Raw genomic sequence first — 16,998 nt, 5'->3', positions numbered from 1 at the left:
ATTAAGCGTTTTTTAACTCTTTTATTCTCTTTTTTTTCGTCTATTAGCTGACAGTAGTTCTTGAAGGTACGGTTTTTGTTTTTAAAACAGTAATTCACTAAATTTACAATACCAATTATATATTATGGATGATAATTTTTCACCAAGAGTAAAAGATGTAATTACGTACAGTAAGGAAGAAGCTCTTCGTTTAGGGCACGACTTTATTGGCACAGAACATCTTATGCTAGGTATTTTAAGAGATGGTAACGGAAAAGCTATTCATATACTTAATAACCTAGCTGTCGATTTAGATCATTTACGCAGAAAAGTAGAAGTACTTAGCCCTGCCAACTTGAGCGTTGAAGTAAATGCAGAAAAGAAAAACCTTCATCTTACCCGACAGGCAGAAAGAGCCCTGAAGACCACTTTTCTTGAAGCAAAAGTATTTCAAAGTTCATCGATAAGCACGGCACATTTGCTGTTATGTATCTTGAGAAACGAAAACGATCCAACAACCAAGCTATTGAATAAACTAAAAATAGATTATGACGTAGCTAAAGAACAGTATTTAAATATGACTCCAAACGAAGAAGAATTCTTAGAAAACTTGCCAAGAAACGAATCATATAATGATGATTCAGGACAAGATGACAGTCTTAAAGAAAGCAGCTTTAATAATCCCGCCAATAAGTCAAACAAAAAATCTAAGACTCCGGTTTTAGATAATTTTGGGAGAGATTTAACAGAAATGGCCGAAGAAGGAAAATTAGACCCTGTTGTAGGACGTGAAAAAGAAATTGAGCGTGTATCGCAAATTTTAAGCCGTAGAAAAAAGAACAATCCGCTTCTTATTGGAGAACCTGGAGTTGGTAAATCTGCTATTGCAGAAGGACTGGCGCTACGTATTATCCAAAAGAAAGTATCGCGTATCCTTTTCCACAAACGTGTTGTAACTCTTGACCTTGCAAGCTTAGTTGCGGGTACAAAATACAGAGGACAATTTGAGGAAAGAATGAAAGCCGTAATGAACGAGCTGGAGAAAAACGACGATATTATTCTTTTTATTGACGAAATCCACACTATTGTAGGCGCTGGTGGAGCAACAGGTTCGCTTGATGCTTCAAACATGTTCAAACCTGCTTTAGCTAGAGGAGAAATTCAATGTATTGGCGCTACTACTCTTGATGAGTACAGACAATATATTGAAAAAGATGGTGCTTTAGAAAGACGTTTTCAAAAAGTAATTGTGGAGCCAACTTCTGTTGAAGAAACAATCGCGATTTTGAACAACGTAAAAGATAAATACGAAGATCACCACAACGTAACTTATACTCCAGAAGCAATCGAGGCTTGTGTTAAGCTAACAAACAGATATATGTCTGAGCGTTTCTTACCAGACAAAGCGATCGATGCGATGGACGAAGCAGGTTCACGTGTACACATCACTAACATCGATGTTCCAAAACAAATTTTGGATTTAGAACGTCAGTTAGAAGAAGTTCGCGAAATGAAAAATATGGTTGTTAAAAAGCAAAAATATGAAGAAGCAGCCAAACTTCGCGATGATGAAAAACGTATTGAAAAAGATCTTGCTACAGCACAAGAACAATGGGAAGAAGATTCTAAAAACAACAGAATTGAAGTTACAGAAGATAATGTAGCCGATGTTGTTTCTATGATGACTGGAATTCCTGTTAACAGAATTGCTCAAACAGAAAGCAACAAATTGGCTCAATTGCCTGAATTGATTCAAAATAAAGTAATTGGTCAAAATGAAGCTGTTTTAAAAATCGCTCGTTCTATTCAACGTAACAGAGCTGGACTTAAAGATCCGAACAAACCAATTGGTTCATTCATTTTCTTAGGTCAGACTGGTGTTGGTAAAACACAGTTGGCTAAAGTATTAGCAAAAGAATTATTTGATTCTGAAGATGCTTTGGTTCGTATTGATATGAGTGAATACATGGAGAAATTTGCGATTTCTCGTTTAGTTGGAGCGCCTCCAGGATACGTAGGATACGAAGAAGGTGGTCAATTGACTGAGAAAGTTCGTAGAAAACCATACTGTGTGGTTCTTTTAGATGAGATCGAAAAAGCGCACCCAGATGTATTCAACATGATGCTTCAAGTTTTAGATGACGGATATTTAACAGATAGTTTAGGTCGTAAAATTGACTTTAAAAACACTATCATTATCATGACTTCTAACGTTGGTGCTCGTCAGTTGAAAGATTTCGGACAAGGTGTTGGATTTGGTACAGCTGCAAGAACAGCTCAGGCCGATGAAAACTCAAAAAGCATTATCGAAAACGCTTTGAAGAAAACTTTTGCTCCTGAGTTCTTAAACAGAATTGATGATGTAATTGTATTTAATGCATTAGAAAAAGCTGATATTGATTTGATTATCGAAATCGAATTGAAAAAACTGTATTCTCGCATTGCAGAGTTAGGCTACAAATTAAGCCTAACTGATAAAGCAAAAGCGTTTATCGCTGAAAAAGGTTTTGACAAACAATTTGGAGCAAGACCGTTAAAAAGAGCCATTCAGAAATACGTTGAAGATTTGCTGGCTGAAGAAATCATCACTTCAAAAATACATTCTGGTGATGAAATTATGATGGACTTAAAAGAAGACTCTCAAGAATTATCAGTTGAGATTCATAAAGCCGAAGAGCCAACGAATCAATAAATTAGTCAAAATTTATAACATTCATAATATGCCCGTTACGTTTTCATAACATAACGGGTATTTTTTTTATCAAAAATCACTATCTTTAGTAAAAGCAAATAGCTATTTTTGAATTTAAATTCTATAATAAAAAACAAAATATGCTTCAAAACAAAGTCATTTTAGGTAGCGAAGAATGGTGCTCATTTCCAGAACTTGGAATCCCGACAATTAAGGCTCGTGTCGATTCTGGTGCCAAAACTTCGGCAATGCACGCTTTAAACATAGCTCCTTTTATAAAAAATGATGCCAATTGGGTTAAATTCGACATTAATCCGATTCAGAATAATATCAAAACCATTATTCATTGTGAAGCGCCTTTGGTTGATAAACGAATTGTAAAAAGTTCGAGCGGATTTAGAGAACATCGTTATGTGATCCAAACCAACTTAAAAATTGGAGATGCCAAATGGCCAATCGAAATGACTTTGACCAATCGCGATTCTATGGGCTTTAGAATGCTTTTAGGACGCGAAGCTATGAGCGGCAGGGTTTTAGTCGATCCCGAGCAAAAATATCTTTTAGGACAGCCAACAGCAGAATCTTTAAAAGAATTGTACCAAAACTCAGAAAAAGCAACTACAGGCCTACGAATTGGTCTTTTAGCTAGCAATCCAGAGCTTTACAGTAATAAAAGAATTATGGAAGCCGGGGAAATGCGCGGGCATGAAATGCATTTCTTAAACATCAAGGAATGCTACATGAAATTGGATGCAAAAAAACCTGAAATTCATTACCGCGGCGGAAAAATCCTAAACGAATTTGATGCTATTATTCCGAGAATTCGCCCAAGTATCACTTTTTATGGTTGCGCCTTGACACGTCAATTTGAAGCTTTAAAAGTCTTTGTTTTAAATTCGGCTACAGCCATAACGCAATCACGAGATAAGCTATATTCTTTACAATTATTACTGAATAGCGGAATCGATATTCCGACTACCGGATTTGCCAATTCTCCGCTTGATACAGACAACTTAATTAAAATGGTTGGCGGATCACCACTAATTGTAAAATTATTAGAAGGAACGCAAGGAAAAGGCGTTGTCTTGGCCGAAACGAAAAAGGCGGCAGAAAGTGTAATCAATGCTTTTAAAAGTTTAAATGCCAATATATTAGTTCAAGAATTTATTAAGGAAGCTAACGGAAAAGATATTCGTTGTTTTGTAATTGACGGAAAAGTCGTTGCCGCAATTCAGCGCGAAGCGATGCCAGGCGAGTTTAGAGCTAATATTCACCTTGGCGGAACTGCATCTGTAATCAAAGTAACTGCCGAAGAGAAAAAAATAGCCATTAAAGCAGCAAAAGCAATGGATTTGAAAGTTGCTGGAGTTGATATTATCCGTTCGTCTAAAGGTCCGTTATTGCTTGAAGTAAACTCTTCTCCAGGTTTGGAAGGAATTGAAGGTGCAACTAATAAAGATGTGGCAGGAGAAATGATTAGAGCTATTGAGAAAAATTTTAAATTATAATTAAGTTCATTTAAACTTAATTTCCCATAAATAATTTAGAAGCTTTGCCGAACTTTAAAACTTGGCAAAGCTTTTTTATTTAACTTTAAAATAAAAAACATGACTTTTCCTTATTTAGATATAATTATTCGGAGTGTTGCCGTTTATTTCTTCATGACAATTGCTTTACGCGTATTCGGCAAAAAAGAACTTTCACAATTAAATACTGCCGATATTATTCTTATTTTATTAATAAGCAACTCTGTTCAGAATGCAATGGTTGGTCCTGACACCAGTCTTATTGGAGGTCTAGTCGCAGCTTTAGTTTTGTTTACCATAAACTTTGCTATCAAAAAACTGACAAAGAGATTCAAAACCCTCGGCGACTTATTGCTCGACAAACCAGAAATATTAATTCACGACGGTGTGTTAGATTTTAAAACTTTGAGCCGATTAGATGTTTCGCACGAAGAATTAAAAGAAGCTGCGCGTGAACATGGTTTAGAACATTTAACTGATATTAAACTCGCCATGCTTGAAATTGACGGCACCATAAGCATCATTTCTAAAGATCAAAAACACCTTAAACAGACACATTACAAACGCAAGCATAACCATAAAAACCTTCAAAAATTTTAATCGCAAAAAAAAATTATCTTTTATTTTTAAATGAACTTTTTGACTTTCCATAAAAAGATAGAAGTAAATCTTCATTTGCAAACTTTCCATCAAGATCATACTGTAAAGGAGTTTTTACCAGTAATGTACTAAAATTCCCTTCCACATCAATATAAATCTTTTTCATGTTGTAACTTTCAGAAGTTAAAAAACAGTCATTAATTACAAATAGCAATTTCTTCCGTGAAGACTTTTCAATTCCTATCATATCAGTAACTTTAACTATTACCAAGATCGTATCATTTCTTTCTACTGAATAATATTTTAACTTACCTGTATCTATCCCTTTTAAAGACCTGCTGATTGATTCTTTAATAAAATATGAAATTAAATCTGACTCTTCATTTGGACTACTCGTTACCTTCTTTTGATCTACTTGCAAACGAATTCTTCTTATATCATGTTCTTGGCAAGAAAACAATGAAAAAACAATAATTAAGCAATAGAATCTCGAACTTATAATATTTTTTATACTGAACATTCCTTTTGAAATTTGCTGTTGCTCAGAGCTGTTTCAATAACTTTTTCTAATGAAACATACCATGAATAATTGCGCAAATATCAATCTATAGAATACTAACAATTGCTAGTAAAAATTAAAAAAATGTTATTTGAAGACATTTTTTTATTAATCTGACCCAACAAAAAAGCCGATCTCAAATTGAAATCGGCTTTTTAAATATTTAGATAAAATGCAATTTACATCTCACATTTTACAATCATCATTTTATTACATAAATACACTTAGAATAAAATAAACCAAACCTGCCAAAATAGCCGAAATTGGAATAGTTAAGATCCAAGCCCAGATTAAACTTACCGTAACTCCCCATCTTACTGCAGATACACGTTTTGTTAATCCAACACCAATGATAGATCCTGTAATGGTATGCGTTGTACTTACTGGAATTTTTAAGTGTTCTGTAAAGTAAAGTGTCAAAGCACCTGCAGTTTCAGCAGCAACACCTTCAAACGAACTTACTTTAGTGATCTTAGAACCCATTGTTTTAACGATTTTCCATCCACCGCTCAAAGTTCCTGCAGCAATAGCAGAATAACACGCAAGAGGAATCCAACTTGGCATTACACCTTTAATACCTGCGTCATCGTTTGGAAGCACAACATCTAACCAAGCATCCATATGAACACCAGGATTTGTATTAATATAAACCGCTACAGCAGCAGCAATAATACCCATTACTTTTTGAGAATCGTTTCCTCCGTGACCTAAACTAAATGCCGCAGAAGATAATAACTGCATTTTCTTTAAAGCAGCATCTGCTTGATGAAGATTCAAACTGCTGAATATTAAACAAAATGCGCTTACTGTTAAGATAATGAAGGCTACTAAGAACCATTTAATATTATGAGAATCGAATACAACGCTCCAGAAATGAGATTCGAAACGAGGTTTTCCGTGCTCTAAAATCTCTTCATAAGAAACCATTTGAACGTAAACAAACCAAATAGTTGCAAGCATTAAAGCAACAGTAAAGATTTTTGGTCCGATACTTTTACGTGAAGCATTTAACAGCCAAATCGAAATTAAGTAAGATGCAATAACTCCTAAAAGCGGCGCTAATACGATAAAAGCAATAATAATGAGGACTCCCGAGGGCATTCCGCCATCTTTACCAGCCTTATACCAGCTTACAATTTCATACCAGTAGTGAGTTGCTCCATCTTCTCCAACATAACCAGAGAAACCATGAACGGCAATAGCGTGCGCTACAGCTGCTCCTGCGAAACCTCCAATTAAGGTATGCGAAGAACTTGAAGGGATTCCTAACCACCAAGTCAATAAATTCCAACAGATTGCTGCAATTACTCCGGCTAGGATAACCACAAGGTTAATTTCCATTGTGTGCGCTGTTTTAGCAACAGTATCCGCAACACCAAATCCAAAAACCCAATAAGCCAGAAAGTTAAAAAATGCTGCCCAGACAACCGCCTGAAAAGGTGTCAAAACCTTTGTTGCAACAACAGTCGCTATAGCATTTGCCGCATCATGAAAACCATTGATGTAATCAAAAATTAAGGCTAATACTATAATTAATATAAGTAGCGTCATAAAATTATAACTTCAGATTGAAAAATTGAATTAAGAATGTTTTACAGAAATAGATTCTAGTATGTTCGCAACACTCTTACATTTGTCTGTTGCTGATTCTAAAACAGATAACACCTCTTTATATTTAATGATATTTTTAGCGTCTGTTTCGTTTTCAAAAATTTCAAAAACTGCTTTGTTATATACGTTATCAGACTTGTTTTCTAGTTTGTTGATTCTAGCACAAGCGTCTTTAATAACTTTAAAATTTTGTAAATTTCTCAACTCTTTTACCGCACTGTCAATGTTTTGACAAGCTTCAAGGTTGATTTCTGTCATCTTTCTGATAGATTTTGTAATCTTATCAACTTGATACAATCTCATACGGCTAGATGCACCATGAAGGTAATCGGCAACGTTGTCAATTGAAGTAATTAACGTGTGAATGTCTTCTCTATCAAATGGAGTAATAAAGTTTCTGCTTAACTCAAGGTTAGTCTGACGTGTAATGTCTTCTCCTTTTTGTTCTAATTCGTCAATCTTTTGAAAAAGAATTTCTCTTTCTTTTAATGGTAAATTTACAGCTTCGTGTAAGTTAGAAGCTAATTCAATTAAATTGCTAGAAGCCTCTTCAAAAAGTGGAAAGAATTTTTTGTCTTTCGGCACTAAAAATTGGAAAATACTGTTTATTGACATTGTTTTATTTTTGATAGTGCAAAATTACCTTCAATAACACGTTTCAGTGTTAAGCCATTGTTAACAAATCGTTTTCAATTTGAAAACTCTCAAGGAATAACACTGTGTTTTCTATGTCATTATGTAAGATCCTGTCTTCTTTTACCAAAGGCACAACTTCTCTATAACTATTTAAGAACATTTCGATAAAATCACTTGATTTTAGAGGCTCTCTATAAGCAATAGCCTGTGAAGCATTTAATAATTCAATTGCCAAAATGCGCTCTAAATTATCTAAAATACGTAAGGCTTTTGTTGCTCCATTTGCTCCCATGCTCACATGATCTTCCTGACCGTTGCTTGAAACAATGCTGTCGATACTCGCTGGAGTTGCCAATTGTTTGTTCTGACTGGCAATACTAGCAGCCGTATATTGCGGAATCATGAAACCTGAATTTAATCCTGGATTATCAACCAAAAATGCTGGAAGATTACGCAATCCTGAAATTAACTGATAAGTTCTTCTTTCTGAAATACTTCCTAATTCGGCCAAAGCAATTGCCATAAAATCTAAAGCTAAAGCTAAAGGCTGTCCGTGGAAATTTCCGCCAGAAATAATCTGATCGGCTTCTATAAATATGTTAGGATTATCGGTAACAGAGTTGATTTCTGTTTTGAATACTTTGCGAACATAATCGATCGCATCTTTTGAAGCTCCGTGAACCTGTGGCATACAACGGAAAGAATACGGATCTTGAACGTGTTTCTTCTCTTGAGTAATGATTTCGCTTCCGTCCAAAAATTCTGTAATTCTTTGTGCCGTTACGATTTGTCCTTTGTGCGGACGTATATAATGTATCAATTCGTTGAATGGCTCGATTCTTCCATCAAAACCTTCCAAAGAAATGGTTCCAATTAAATCTGCCAAATACGAATATTTATACGCTTTAATTAAAATATGAGCTCCGTAAGCACTCATAAACTGCGTTCCGTTCAGTAAAGCCAAACCTTCTTTTGATTGAAGTACAATTGGTTCCCAGTTGAAATGCTTTAAAACCTCAGCAGAAGCCACTTTTTTTCCTTCAAACAATACAATTCCTTCTCCAATTAAAGGCAAAGACAAATGCGCCAGAGGAGCTAAATCTCCTGAAGCCCCAAGCGAACCTTGCGTATAAATAATAGGCAGAATATCATTATTGTAAAAGTCAACCAGACGTTGCAATGTGATTAGCTGAATTCCAGAATGTCCGTAGCTTAAAGATTGAATTTTTAGCAAAAGCATCATTTTCACGATTTCCGTAGGAACTTCGTCTCCTGTTCCACAGGCGTGCGATTTTACTAAATTCTCCTGAAGTTTAGATAAGTTTTCATTTGAGATTTTTACACTATATAAAGATCCAAAACCTGTATTGATTCCGTAAATTGGCGCCGTATGCGATGCCATTTTTTTATCTAAATAATCACGGCATTTCTGAACATTTACTTTAGCTTCTTCAGATAATTCAAGTATTTTATTTTGGCTTAAAATTTCTTGTAGTGTTTCTAAAGTGATGGTTTCTGAACTTATATAATGGATCTCTCTCATGATGATTTTAAATTTTAAACGCCAAAATTCAACAAATCAATATTAAAAAGCAACATTTTATCACAATAATTAAAATTTCTATAAGAACTCTTAACATACATTTAATTGCTTTTCAAATCAAAATATCCAGCGATATCCCGTTTTTAAGTTCTTTTGGGGCTAAACATCAATCTCTTGCGCGGGTTAAATCTTAAAAAAACGCTGTCTTAAATATATTAAAACATCAATTTAACATCTGCAATTTTAACAAATACTCAATATTGATTTATAGAGATTTGAATTATTAAAATATTCGTAAAAAAGCCTTTTAAGTTTTTAACTCTTATAAAAAGCTGTACTTTTGAAAAATCAAAAATGAAAAGTAACAGCATAAAATATCAATCTACAATTATTACAGCTCAAACGAGAGTTGCAATTGCTGCTACCATTATTTCTACTACAACAACTACTACCCCTTAGGGGTATACATTTTTACATATCATCCTAGGTTACCTATACTTTTTTCTTGAAAGAAGAGAGTTATTGGATACATAAAAAACATTTACAAAGAAAAAAAATAGTTGCAGTTTTCAGTTTCAGTTCGCAGTTGATAACCTTTGAACATTTGTTACTCAAAATCTTTGCACCTTATTAAAAAATATCAAACAAAATGAAAGTATTAAAATTTGGCGGAACTTCGGTTGCCAATGCTCAAAATATAAAACTCGTTCTCGAAATTGTTAACCAAAAAGCAAAGCAAGACCAATTGGTTGTTGTGGTTTCTGCGTTAAGCAAAGTGACAGATTTACTGCAATTGGCAGCGGCAAAAGCAGCTGCAAACGACGAAAGCTTTAGAGAAGTGGTTGCCGAAATAGAGAAAAAACACCTTGATACATTAAAAGAACTTATTCCAGTAAGCGAGCAAAGCAGTTTGTTAAGTCATGTAAAAAGAATCATTAACCATTTAGAAACTTTACTAGACGGATGTTTCTTATTAGGTGAATTATCTCCAAGAACTGCCGATACCATTTTGAGTTTTGGAGAATTGCTTTCTTCCTTTATCATTGCTCAGGCATTTCAGCAAACTGAAAAAGATGCGGTTTACAAAGACAGCCGTGAATTGATTAAAACGGATAGTAACTTCGGAAAAGCTGTGGTAAACTTTGAAGTTTCGAATCAGTTAATTCAGGAATATTTCGCTTCGAATAAATCAAAAATAAATATTCTTCCAGGATTTATTGCGCAAACTTTAGACGGAATCACTTCGACTTTAGGGCGCGGCGGATCTGATTATACTGCGGCCATTATCGCGGGAGCAATCGATGCTGAACAACTGGAAATCTGGACTGATGTAAACGGAATGTTTACTGCAAATCCAAAAATTGTAAAACAAGCACAGCCAATTGCAAACATTTCGTATCAGGAAGCGATGGAATTGTCGCATTTTGGTGCAAAAGTGTTGTATCCGCCAACCATTCAGCCTGTTTTAAGAAAAAATATTCCAATTTTAATCAAAAATACTTTTGAGCCAGAAGCTGAGGGAACTTTAATTTCTAGTCATGTTCAATCTAAAGATACTGTCGTTAAAGGAATCAGCCATATCGATCATATTTCGCTTCTTACACTTGAAGGTCCAGGAATGATTGGAGTTGCAGGTTCTTCTAGACGTTTGTTTGAAGTATTGTCTCAAGAAAAAATCAACGTAATTTTTATTACTCAGGCTTCTTCTGAGCATTCAATTTGTATCGGAATCTTGAATTCGGATGCTGATAATGCTGAAATTGCGATTAACAGAGCTTTTGAAATCGAAATTTCGCAGAACAAAATCGATCCTTGTTATGTAGAAAAAGATCTTTGCATTATTGCTTTGGTGGGTGAAAACATGAAAAACCACCAAGGTTTAAGCGGAAGAATGTTCTCTACTTTAGGAAAAAACAACGTAAACATTCGTGCCATTGCGCAAGGTGCTTCAGAGAGAAATATTTCGACTGTAATTAACGAAAGAGACGTTAAAAAAGCATTGAATACTTTACACGAGAATTTCTTCGAAGAAAACACAAAACAACTGAACCTATTTGTAATGGGAGTTGGAAATGTGGGAGAAAAATTCATCGAGCAGATTCACAATCAGAGAAAGTTCTTAAAAGATAATTTAAAGATCAACGTTCGCGTAATTGCTTTATCAAACTCAAGAAAAATGATTTTTGATGAAGATGGAATTTCTTTAAAAAATTGGGATGCCGCTTTAAGCGAAGGTCAACCAGCAAGTATTGAAGAATTCATCAAAAAAGCCAAAGAACTGAATTTACGTAACAGTATTTTTGTGGATATTACAGCAAATGCAACGGTTTCTGAAGCTTACGAAAAGTTCTTAAAAGAAAGTATTGCAGTTGTAACTTGCAATAAAATTGCTTGTTCTTCTGCTTACGACAATTATAAAAAATTAAAAAGCTTATCTCGCCAATACAATGCTCCTTTCTTGTTTGAAACGAATGTTGGTGCGGGATTGCCAATTATTGATACAGTAAAAAATCTAATTGCATCTGGAGATAAAGTGCATAAAATTCAAGCGGTTTTATCTGGAAGTTTGAACTTTATTTTCAACAATTTTGACGAAAATAATTCTTTCCACGATGTGGTAAAAGAAGCTGGAGTTCAAGGTTTCACAGAACCAGATCCAAAAATTGACTTAAGCGGAATCGACGTAGCGCGTAAAATTCTAATCTTAATTCGCGAAAGCGGTTACGAAATGGATATTGACGCCATTGCAAACGAATCGTTCCTGCCAGCAGAGTGTTTAGCAACAACAAACAACGAAGACTTTTTTGCATCGTTAATCAAACACTCTGCTCATTTTGAAGGTATTTATAAAGAAGCTTTAGCCAAAGATTCAAGATTGAAATACGTAGCGCAATTCGAAAACGGAAAAGCAAGCGTAGGTCTGCAATTCATTCCAAAAGATCATCCTTTCTACAATTTAGAAGGAAAAGACAATATCGTGTTATTCTACACAGATCGTTACGTAGATCAGCCTTTATTGATCAAAGGAGCCGGTGCAGGAGCAGCAGTAACAGCTTCGGGAATTTTTGCAGATGTAATTAGAATAGGGAATATTTAAAGGTGCTAAGGTTCTAAGATGCTAAGGTTCTGAGTTTTTTTCAAAACTAATCTTAGCCTCTTAGAATCTCGAAACCTTAGAAACTAAAAAATAAAAAGTTGCTATAGAAACCTTAGAATCTTAGCATCTTAGAACCTCAGAACCTTAGAAATGGAAATTAAACTTTTTTGCCCAGCAACTATTGCCAACCTCTCATGCGGATTTGACGTACTCGGACTTTGCTTAGACAATGCGGGCGATGAAATGATTGTTCGAAAAGTCGATCAAAAAGGAGTTCGAATCACTAAAATTGTCGGTGCCGATTTGCCTTTAGAAACCGAGAAAAACGTTTCTGGAGTTGCGGCTTTGGCAATGCTTGAAACCTTAGACGAACTGGACTTCGGATTTGAAATCGAAATTTACAAACATATAAAAGCGGGAAGCGGAATCGGAAGCAGTGCTGCAAGTTCTGCTGGAGCGGTTTTCGGAATTAATGAATTATTAGGAAGACCATATTCTCGTAAAGATTTGGTTCAGTTTGCCATGCAAGGCGAAAAATTGGCCAGCGGAAACGCGCATGCCGACAACGTTGCTCCTGCCCTTTTAGGCGGATTTACTTTGGTAAGAAGTTATGCACCGCTTGATATTATCAGAATTGACAGTCCAGAGGAATTATACGCAACGGTGGTTCACCCGCAAATTGAGTTGAAAACATCTGACGCTCGTTCGGTTTTAAAACAAAATGTTTCCCTAAAAAGCGCCATTATGCAATGGGGAAATGTGGGCGGATTAGTTGCAGGTCTTTACACTAAAGATTACGAATTAATCGGGCGTTCGCTTCATGACGAAATTGTTGAGCCTTTAAGAAGTGTTTTAATTCCAGGTTTTGATCAAATTAAACAAACGGCTTACGAAAACGGCGCTTTAGGTTCTGGAATTTCAGGTTCTGGCCCGTCAATTTTCGCTTTAAGCAGAGGAAAAGAAACCGCCGACCAAATCGCAAAAGCCATGAGCGACGTTTACGAAAAAATGAATTTACCGTATGAAATTCACGTTTCGAAGATAAACCCTGATGGTGTAAGAATTTTGTAGAAGAGTATTAAGTACAAAGAATTAAGTATTAAGACAAAGTTTGTCAGGCTGAGCCCTTCGTTCCTCAGGATAAACTCCGTCGAAGCCCACGCAAAGTATGGCACACAAATAAAAACACAACGTTTGTCAGGCTGAGCGAAGTCGACAAAGATTGGAATAACGTTACGGAGTTACTTGCGAAGATTTGCTTCGCCTGTTCGCTAACGCTCGGGTCTCCTAACGTCGAAATGACAAAAATGCTTAAAAATAACTATTGAAATAAAAAAACAATTTAAATAACCACAAAGCTTTGCGAACTCTGCGTTTTCAAAAGAAACCAATTCCTTGCGCTCTTTGCGGTTAAAAACACAAACCATTGGATTTTGGAATTTTAGCATTGGTATTTACTCTCCAAAAAATCTAAAATCTAAAATCTAAAATCTAAAATTTAAAATTTAGAAATGAAATACTACAGTTTAAACCATAATGCCCCAAAAGTTTCTTTTCAAGAAGCTGTTATACAAGGATTAGCAACTGACAAAGGATTATATTTCCCAGAAAGCATTACACCGCTTGATCCTTCCTTTTTTGATAAAATTGAAAGTTTTAGCCACGAAGAAATCGCTTTTGAAGCGATTAAGCAATTCGTTGGCGACGAAATACCAGCAGAAAAACTAAAAGAAATTATTGCCGAAACTTTAGTTTTTGATTTTCCGGTTGTGAAAGTCGAAAATGGAATCTATTCGCTAGAATTATTTCACGGGCCAACAATGGCGTTTAAAGACGTTGGAGCACGTTTTATGTCGCGTTGTTTGGGTTATTTTAATAAAGACAAAAAAGACGCTAAAAACACCGTTTTAGTAGCTACTTCTGGAGATACAGGCGGAGCCGTTGCCAGCGGATTTCTTGGCGTTGACGGCGTTGATGTTGTCATTTTGTATCCGTCAGGAAAAGTGAGCGATATTCAGGAAAAACAATTGACGACTTTAGGGCAAAATATTAAAGCACTTGAAGTAGACGGTGTTTTTGACGATTGTCAGGATATGGTAAAAAAAGCGTTTTTAGATGAAACTTTAGCGCACAAAAACCTGACTTCGGCAAACTCTATTAATATTGCGCGCTGGTTACCGCAAATGTTTTATTTCTTCTTTGCTTACAAAGCATTGAAAAGCCAAAACAAACCTTTAGTTTTCTCTTGCCCAAGCGGAAACTTCGGGAATATCTGCGCCGGAATTATGGCAAAGAAATTAGGTTTGCCAATTGAACATTTTGTTGCGTCTACAAACGTAAACGACACGGTGCCAAGATTCTTAGAAAACGGAAAATACGATCCAAAACCTTCTAAAGCAACAATCTCTAACGCAATGGATGTTGGAAACCCAAGTAACTTTATTAGAATTCAGGAATTATACAATAATGACTTAAAAGCTTTCGAAAAAGACTTTTCTTCTTATAGTTATACTGATGAAGAAACACTTGAAGCGCTAAAGAAAATCTACAATACAGACGGTTATATCGCAGAACCACACGGCGCTGTTGGTTATTTAGGTTTGAAAAAAGAACTGGAAAAACACCCTAACGCAATTGGTATTTTCTTAGAAACAGCGCATCCTATTAAATTCTTAGATGTTGTTGAACCTGCTTTAGGAATTACGCTTCCTATTCCTGCTCAAATTGAGAGTGTTATTAATGAGGAGAAAGTTAGTGTAAAGATTAGGACTTATGAGGAGTTGAAGGATTTTTTGGGGTAAATTAACAAAAAAGCATCTGAGTTTCCTTCAGATGCTTTTTATAAAAAATTTTGCAGACAACTATGCATGCAAAGCTATTTCTTTATCAAGTTTTTTTATAAATATCTCAAAGTATTTACAAGTCAAAGTTTTTTCAAAATCTAATAAATCAAAAATTTGTGGATTATGAGACTCATTATATTTTTTTGAAGCATTTTTTAAATATTCTTTCGGTTCGGAAATTAACATAACATTCTCTACTTCTTCTAAATTTGAATCATAAATATTATTAAATGTTTCAACATCAGTTAAGATTAAAGCTTCAATCTCATAAATATGTAATAAAGGAATTCCTTTTTTGTCAACTACACTGTTTGAACCAGTAAAATAATCCTTTCTCTCATATAACTTTTTAATATTAGGTAAAATAGAATCCAAATCCCTAATAAATATTACAATATCTGGCTTTTGTACCTCATATTCAATTCTTAAAAATCTTTTAGTTTTTTGACTATCTAAATTTGCTCCATTCGTACGCTGCAACATAAAGACAAATTCAAACTTATCCGAAATATATTTTTTAGATAATAAATTTTTTATTGATTGTGTATCATTTGGAGCTTCTCCTACTAAACCTATTTTCATACAGATCTATTTTTCTAAATCAGAGTAAAGCCAATAATCACTCAAAAAATCTTCCTTAATGTAAGCTCTTGCTTTAACTAGTTCTTGTTCTGTAAGATGTCTAAGTTTAGTTCCTTCTTTTGAATTTAATGAAAATGCAATAATTATTCTATTAAATTCATCTTCATTGAGTGAATCTAAGGCTTGCGGTGAATGAGTCGTAATAATTATTTGCTTTTGCAAAGATTGCTCCTTTAAAAATTCCATTAATTTATGAAATTGATGAGGATGTATCCCTAATTCAGGCTCTTCTATTAAAACTATTCGACTAATTTCAGATTGACGATAATAATTATAGCCAATTGATGATCTTACATTGAATGCCTTATATTCAGAAAGTTCCGAAATAATATAAAACAATCTTTTTGTACCATCCGATAAACTAGAAAAAGGTAACCAACTTCCATCAATCTTAAACTCTAAAAATAAATTATTTAATAAATAACTTTCCTTATCCTCTTCTATAAATATATTATAATTCTCACTAAATCTCAAGTCTTGAATAGGAGAATATAAACTTAATATATTTTTTAATGATTCAATTTTTTCGAATATAGAATCATATTGTCCTTTAATAGAATCAATGTCAAAATCTTCAAGATAATATGTAGCAAAAATAATGTCAATTGCAACACATTTTAAAAAATAAGGGGTTCTAAAATCTCTAATTATACTTAAAATTTCACTACTAAGTAATTTTTTTTCTATTCTAAATGAAAATGGTTTATCTACTATTAAATAATTGGAGGGAATTCCATGACAAAGAAAAGTGCTTTCAAGTGCAATATTTTTATCTTTTAGTTTTTTATAAATAGGCGTTTGAGCATCTTTCTTATCCTTGATTTCTTTTCCAGAAATTTTTAAAATTGTTTTAACATTTGAACTCGTGCTGTCATTATTAAAAATTTCTTTGATATTAATACTTCTCTGAGCAATAAGTGAAATTGGTTTGCCATTTTGAAAAAGCAAATTAGCCGAAAAATTACTAAGTTCACTATAATCCAAAGATAAGACACTGCTTAAAAATTTTAAAAAATTTGTCTTTCCAGCTGCATTTTTACCAATTATAATATTTAATCCTTTTTGAAAATCTATATCAACTTCAGAAATTGATTTATATCCAGAAAGACTGACTTTATTCAAAAATAAAGATTCATTATGTTTAGTCGTTTTTGCCATAAAATAAATATTACTACAAATATATGATATTCGAATAATTAATAAACACATAAACTTTAATCTTATCCATAATAAAATTCTAATTCCTATTACACTATTATCATGAATAAAA

General features: G+C 34.1%; 12 protein-coding genes. 6 read left to right on the top strand and 6 right to left on the bottom strand.

Annotated features, from left to right (window positions below):
• Window positions 1-124: 124 nt before the first annotated feature.
• From QLQ95_RS16900 to QLQ95_RS16890, 3 genes are all read left to right on the top strand, one after another.
• Window positions 125-2,671 (top strand): ATP-dependent Clp protease ATP-binding subunit, encoded by a 2,547-nt coding sequence (locus QLQ95_RS16900; RefSeq protein WP_095930861.1) that lies wholly within the window; start codon window positions 125-127, stop codon window positions 2,669-2,671.
• Window positions 2,672-2,811: 140 nt separating this feature from the next.
• Window positions 2,812-4,179, top strand: a complete 1,368-nt coding sequence (gene rimK / locus QLQ95_RS16895; protein ID WP_095930862.1) for a 30S ribosomal protein S6--L-glutamate ligase — start codon at window positions 2,812-2,814, stop codon at window positions 4,177-4,179.
• A 99-nt stretch (window positions 4,180-4,278) separates the two neighbouring features.
• Window positions 4,279-4,797, top strand: a complete 519-nt coding sequence (locus QLQ95_RS16890; RefSeq protein ID WP_320492455.1) for a DUF421 domain-containing protein — start codon at window positions 4,279-4,281, stop codon at window positions 4,795-4,797.
• A gap of 13 nt (window positions 4,798-4,810) precedes the next feature.
• Here QLQ95_RS16890 and QLQ95_RS16885 read toward each other — a convergent pair whose 3' ends face one another.
• The 4 genes from QLQ95_RS16885 to hutH form a co-directional block, all read right to left on the bottom strand.
• Complete coding sequence (locus QLQ95_RS16885) at window positions 4,811-5,218, bottom strand: hypothetical protein (protein ID WP_320492454.1); 408 nt, start codon at window positions 5,216-5,218, stop codon at window positions 4,811-4,813.
• A gap of 348 nt (window positions 5,219-5,566) precedes the next feature.
• Window positions 5,567-6,907 (bottom strand): inorganic phosphate transporter, encoded by a 1,341-nt coding sequence (locus QLQ95_RS16880; RefSeq protein WP_320492453.1) that lies wholly within the window; start codon window positions 6,905-6,907, stop codon window positions 5,567-5,569.
• A gap of 30 nt (window positions 6,908-6,937) precedes the next feature.
• Window positions 6,938-7,582: a DUF47 domain-containing protein gene (locus QLQ95_RS16875; protein WP_008462731.1), complete on the bottom strand. Its 645-nt coding sequence runs from the start codon at window positions 7,580-7,582 to the stop codon at window positions 6,938-6,940.
• Window positions 7,583-7,631: 49 nt separating this feature from the next.
• Window positions 7,632-9,146, bottom strand: coding sequence for a histidine ammonia-lyase (gene hutH, locus QLQ95_RS16870; protein ID WP_428237255.1), 1,515 nt, complete (start codon window positions 9,144-9,146; stop codon window positions 7,632-7,634).
• Window positions 9,147-9,795: 649 nt separating this feature from the next.
• On the opposite strand from hutH, the gene thrA reads away from it, so the two are divergent.
• The 3 genes from thrA to thrC all read left to right on the top strand — a co-directional run bounded on the left by thrA (window position 9,796) and on the right by thrC (window position 15,044).
• Window positions 9,796-12,243 carry a bifunctional aspartate kinase/homoserine dehydrogenase I gene (gene thrA, locus QLQ95_RS16865; RefSeq protein ID WP_482500728.1) on the top strand — a complete coding sequence of 816 codons (2,448 nt, stop codon included), beginning with the start codon at window positions 9,796-9,798 and terminating at the stop codon, window positions 12,241-12,243.
• Window positions 12,244-12,393: 150 nt separating this feature from the next.
• Complete coding sequence (locus QLQ95_RS16860) at window positions 12,394-13,314, top strand: homoserine kinase (protein WP_482500727.1); 921 nt, start codon at window positions 12,394-12,396, stop codon at window positions 13,312-13,314.
• Between the two features lie 440 nt (window positions 13,315-13,754).
• Entirely contained in the window at window positions 13,755-15,044 is a 1,290-nt protein-coding gene (gene thrC / locus QLQ95_RS16855; RefSeq protein ID WP_482500725.1) for a threonine synthase, read from the top strand.
• A 60-nt stretch (window positions 15,045-15,104) separates the two neighbouring features.
• Here thrC and QLQ95_RS16850 read toward each other — a convergent pair whose 3' ends face one another.
• Window positions 15,105-15,668, bottom strand: coding sequence for a hypothetical protein (locus tag QLQ95_RS16850; protein ID WP_482500723.1), 564 nt, complete (start codon window positions 15,666-15,668; stop codon window positions 15,105-15,107).
• 6 nt (window positions 15,669-15,674) lie between these two features.
• On the bottom strand, window positions 15,675-16,886 hold the full coding sequence (locus tag QLQ95_RS16845; protein WP_482500721.1) for an AAA family ATPase: 1,212 nt from the start codon (window positions 16,884-16,886) through the stop codon (window positions 15,675-15,677).
• Between the last annotated feature and the right edge of the window lie 112 nt (window positions 16,887-16,998).

It is taken from the genome of Flavobacterium sp. B330r (assembly GCF_056824325.1).
Note: the sequence above shows the minus strand (reverse complement) of the source record. Positions and strands in the feature narration are given on the sequence as shown.

Excerpts from the sequence above, each read along its gene's own strand:
- QLQ95_RS16900 (WP_095930861.1), top strand. The coding sequence starts at position 125 with ATGGATGATAATTTTTCACCAAGAGTAAAAGATGTAATTACGTACAGT.
- rimK (WP_095930862.1), top strand. The coding sequence starts at position 2,812 with ATGCTTCAAAACAAAGTCATTTTAGGTAGCGAAGAATGGTGCTCATTT.
- QLQ95_RS16890 (WP_320492455.1), top strand. The coding sequence starts at position 4,279 with ATGACTTTTCCTTATTTAGATATAATTATTCGGAGTGTTGCCGTTTAT.
- QLQ95_RS16880 (WP_320492453.1), bottom strand. The coding sequence starts at position 6,907 with ATGACGCTACTTATATTAATTATAGTATTAGCCTTAATTTTTGATTAC.
- QLQ95_RS16875 (WP_008462731.1), bottom strand. The coding sequence starts at position 7,582 with ATGTCAATAAACAGTATTTTCCAATTTTTAGTGCCGAAAGACAAAAAA.
- hutH (WP_428237255.1), bottom strand. The coding sequence starts at position 9,146 with ATGAGAGAGATCCATTATATAAGTTCAGAAACCATCACTTTAGAAACA.
- thrA (WP_482500728.1), top strand. The coding sequence starts at position 9,796 with ATGAAAGTATTAAAATTTGGCGGAACTTCGGTTGCCAATGCTCAAAAT.
- QLQ95_RS16860 (WP_482500727.1), top strand. The coding sequence starts at position 12,394 with ATGGAAATTAAACTTTTTTGCCCAGCAACTATTGCCAACCTCTCATGC.
- thrC (WP_482500725.1), top strand. The coding sequence starts at position 13,755 with ATGAAATACTACAGTTTAAACCATAATGCCCCAAAAGTTTCTTTTCAA.
- QLQ95_RS16850 (WP_482500723.1), bottom strand. The coding sequence starts at position 15,668 with ATGAAAATAGGTTTAGTAGGAGAAGCTCCAAATGATACACAATCAATA.
- QLQ95_RS16845 (WP_482500721.1), bottom strand. The coding sequence starts at position 16,886 with ATGGCAAAAACGACTAAACATAATGAATCTTTATTTTTGAATAAAGTC.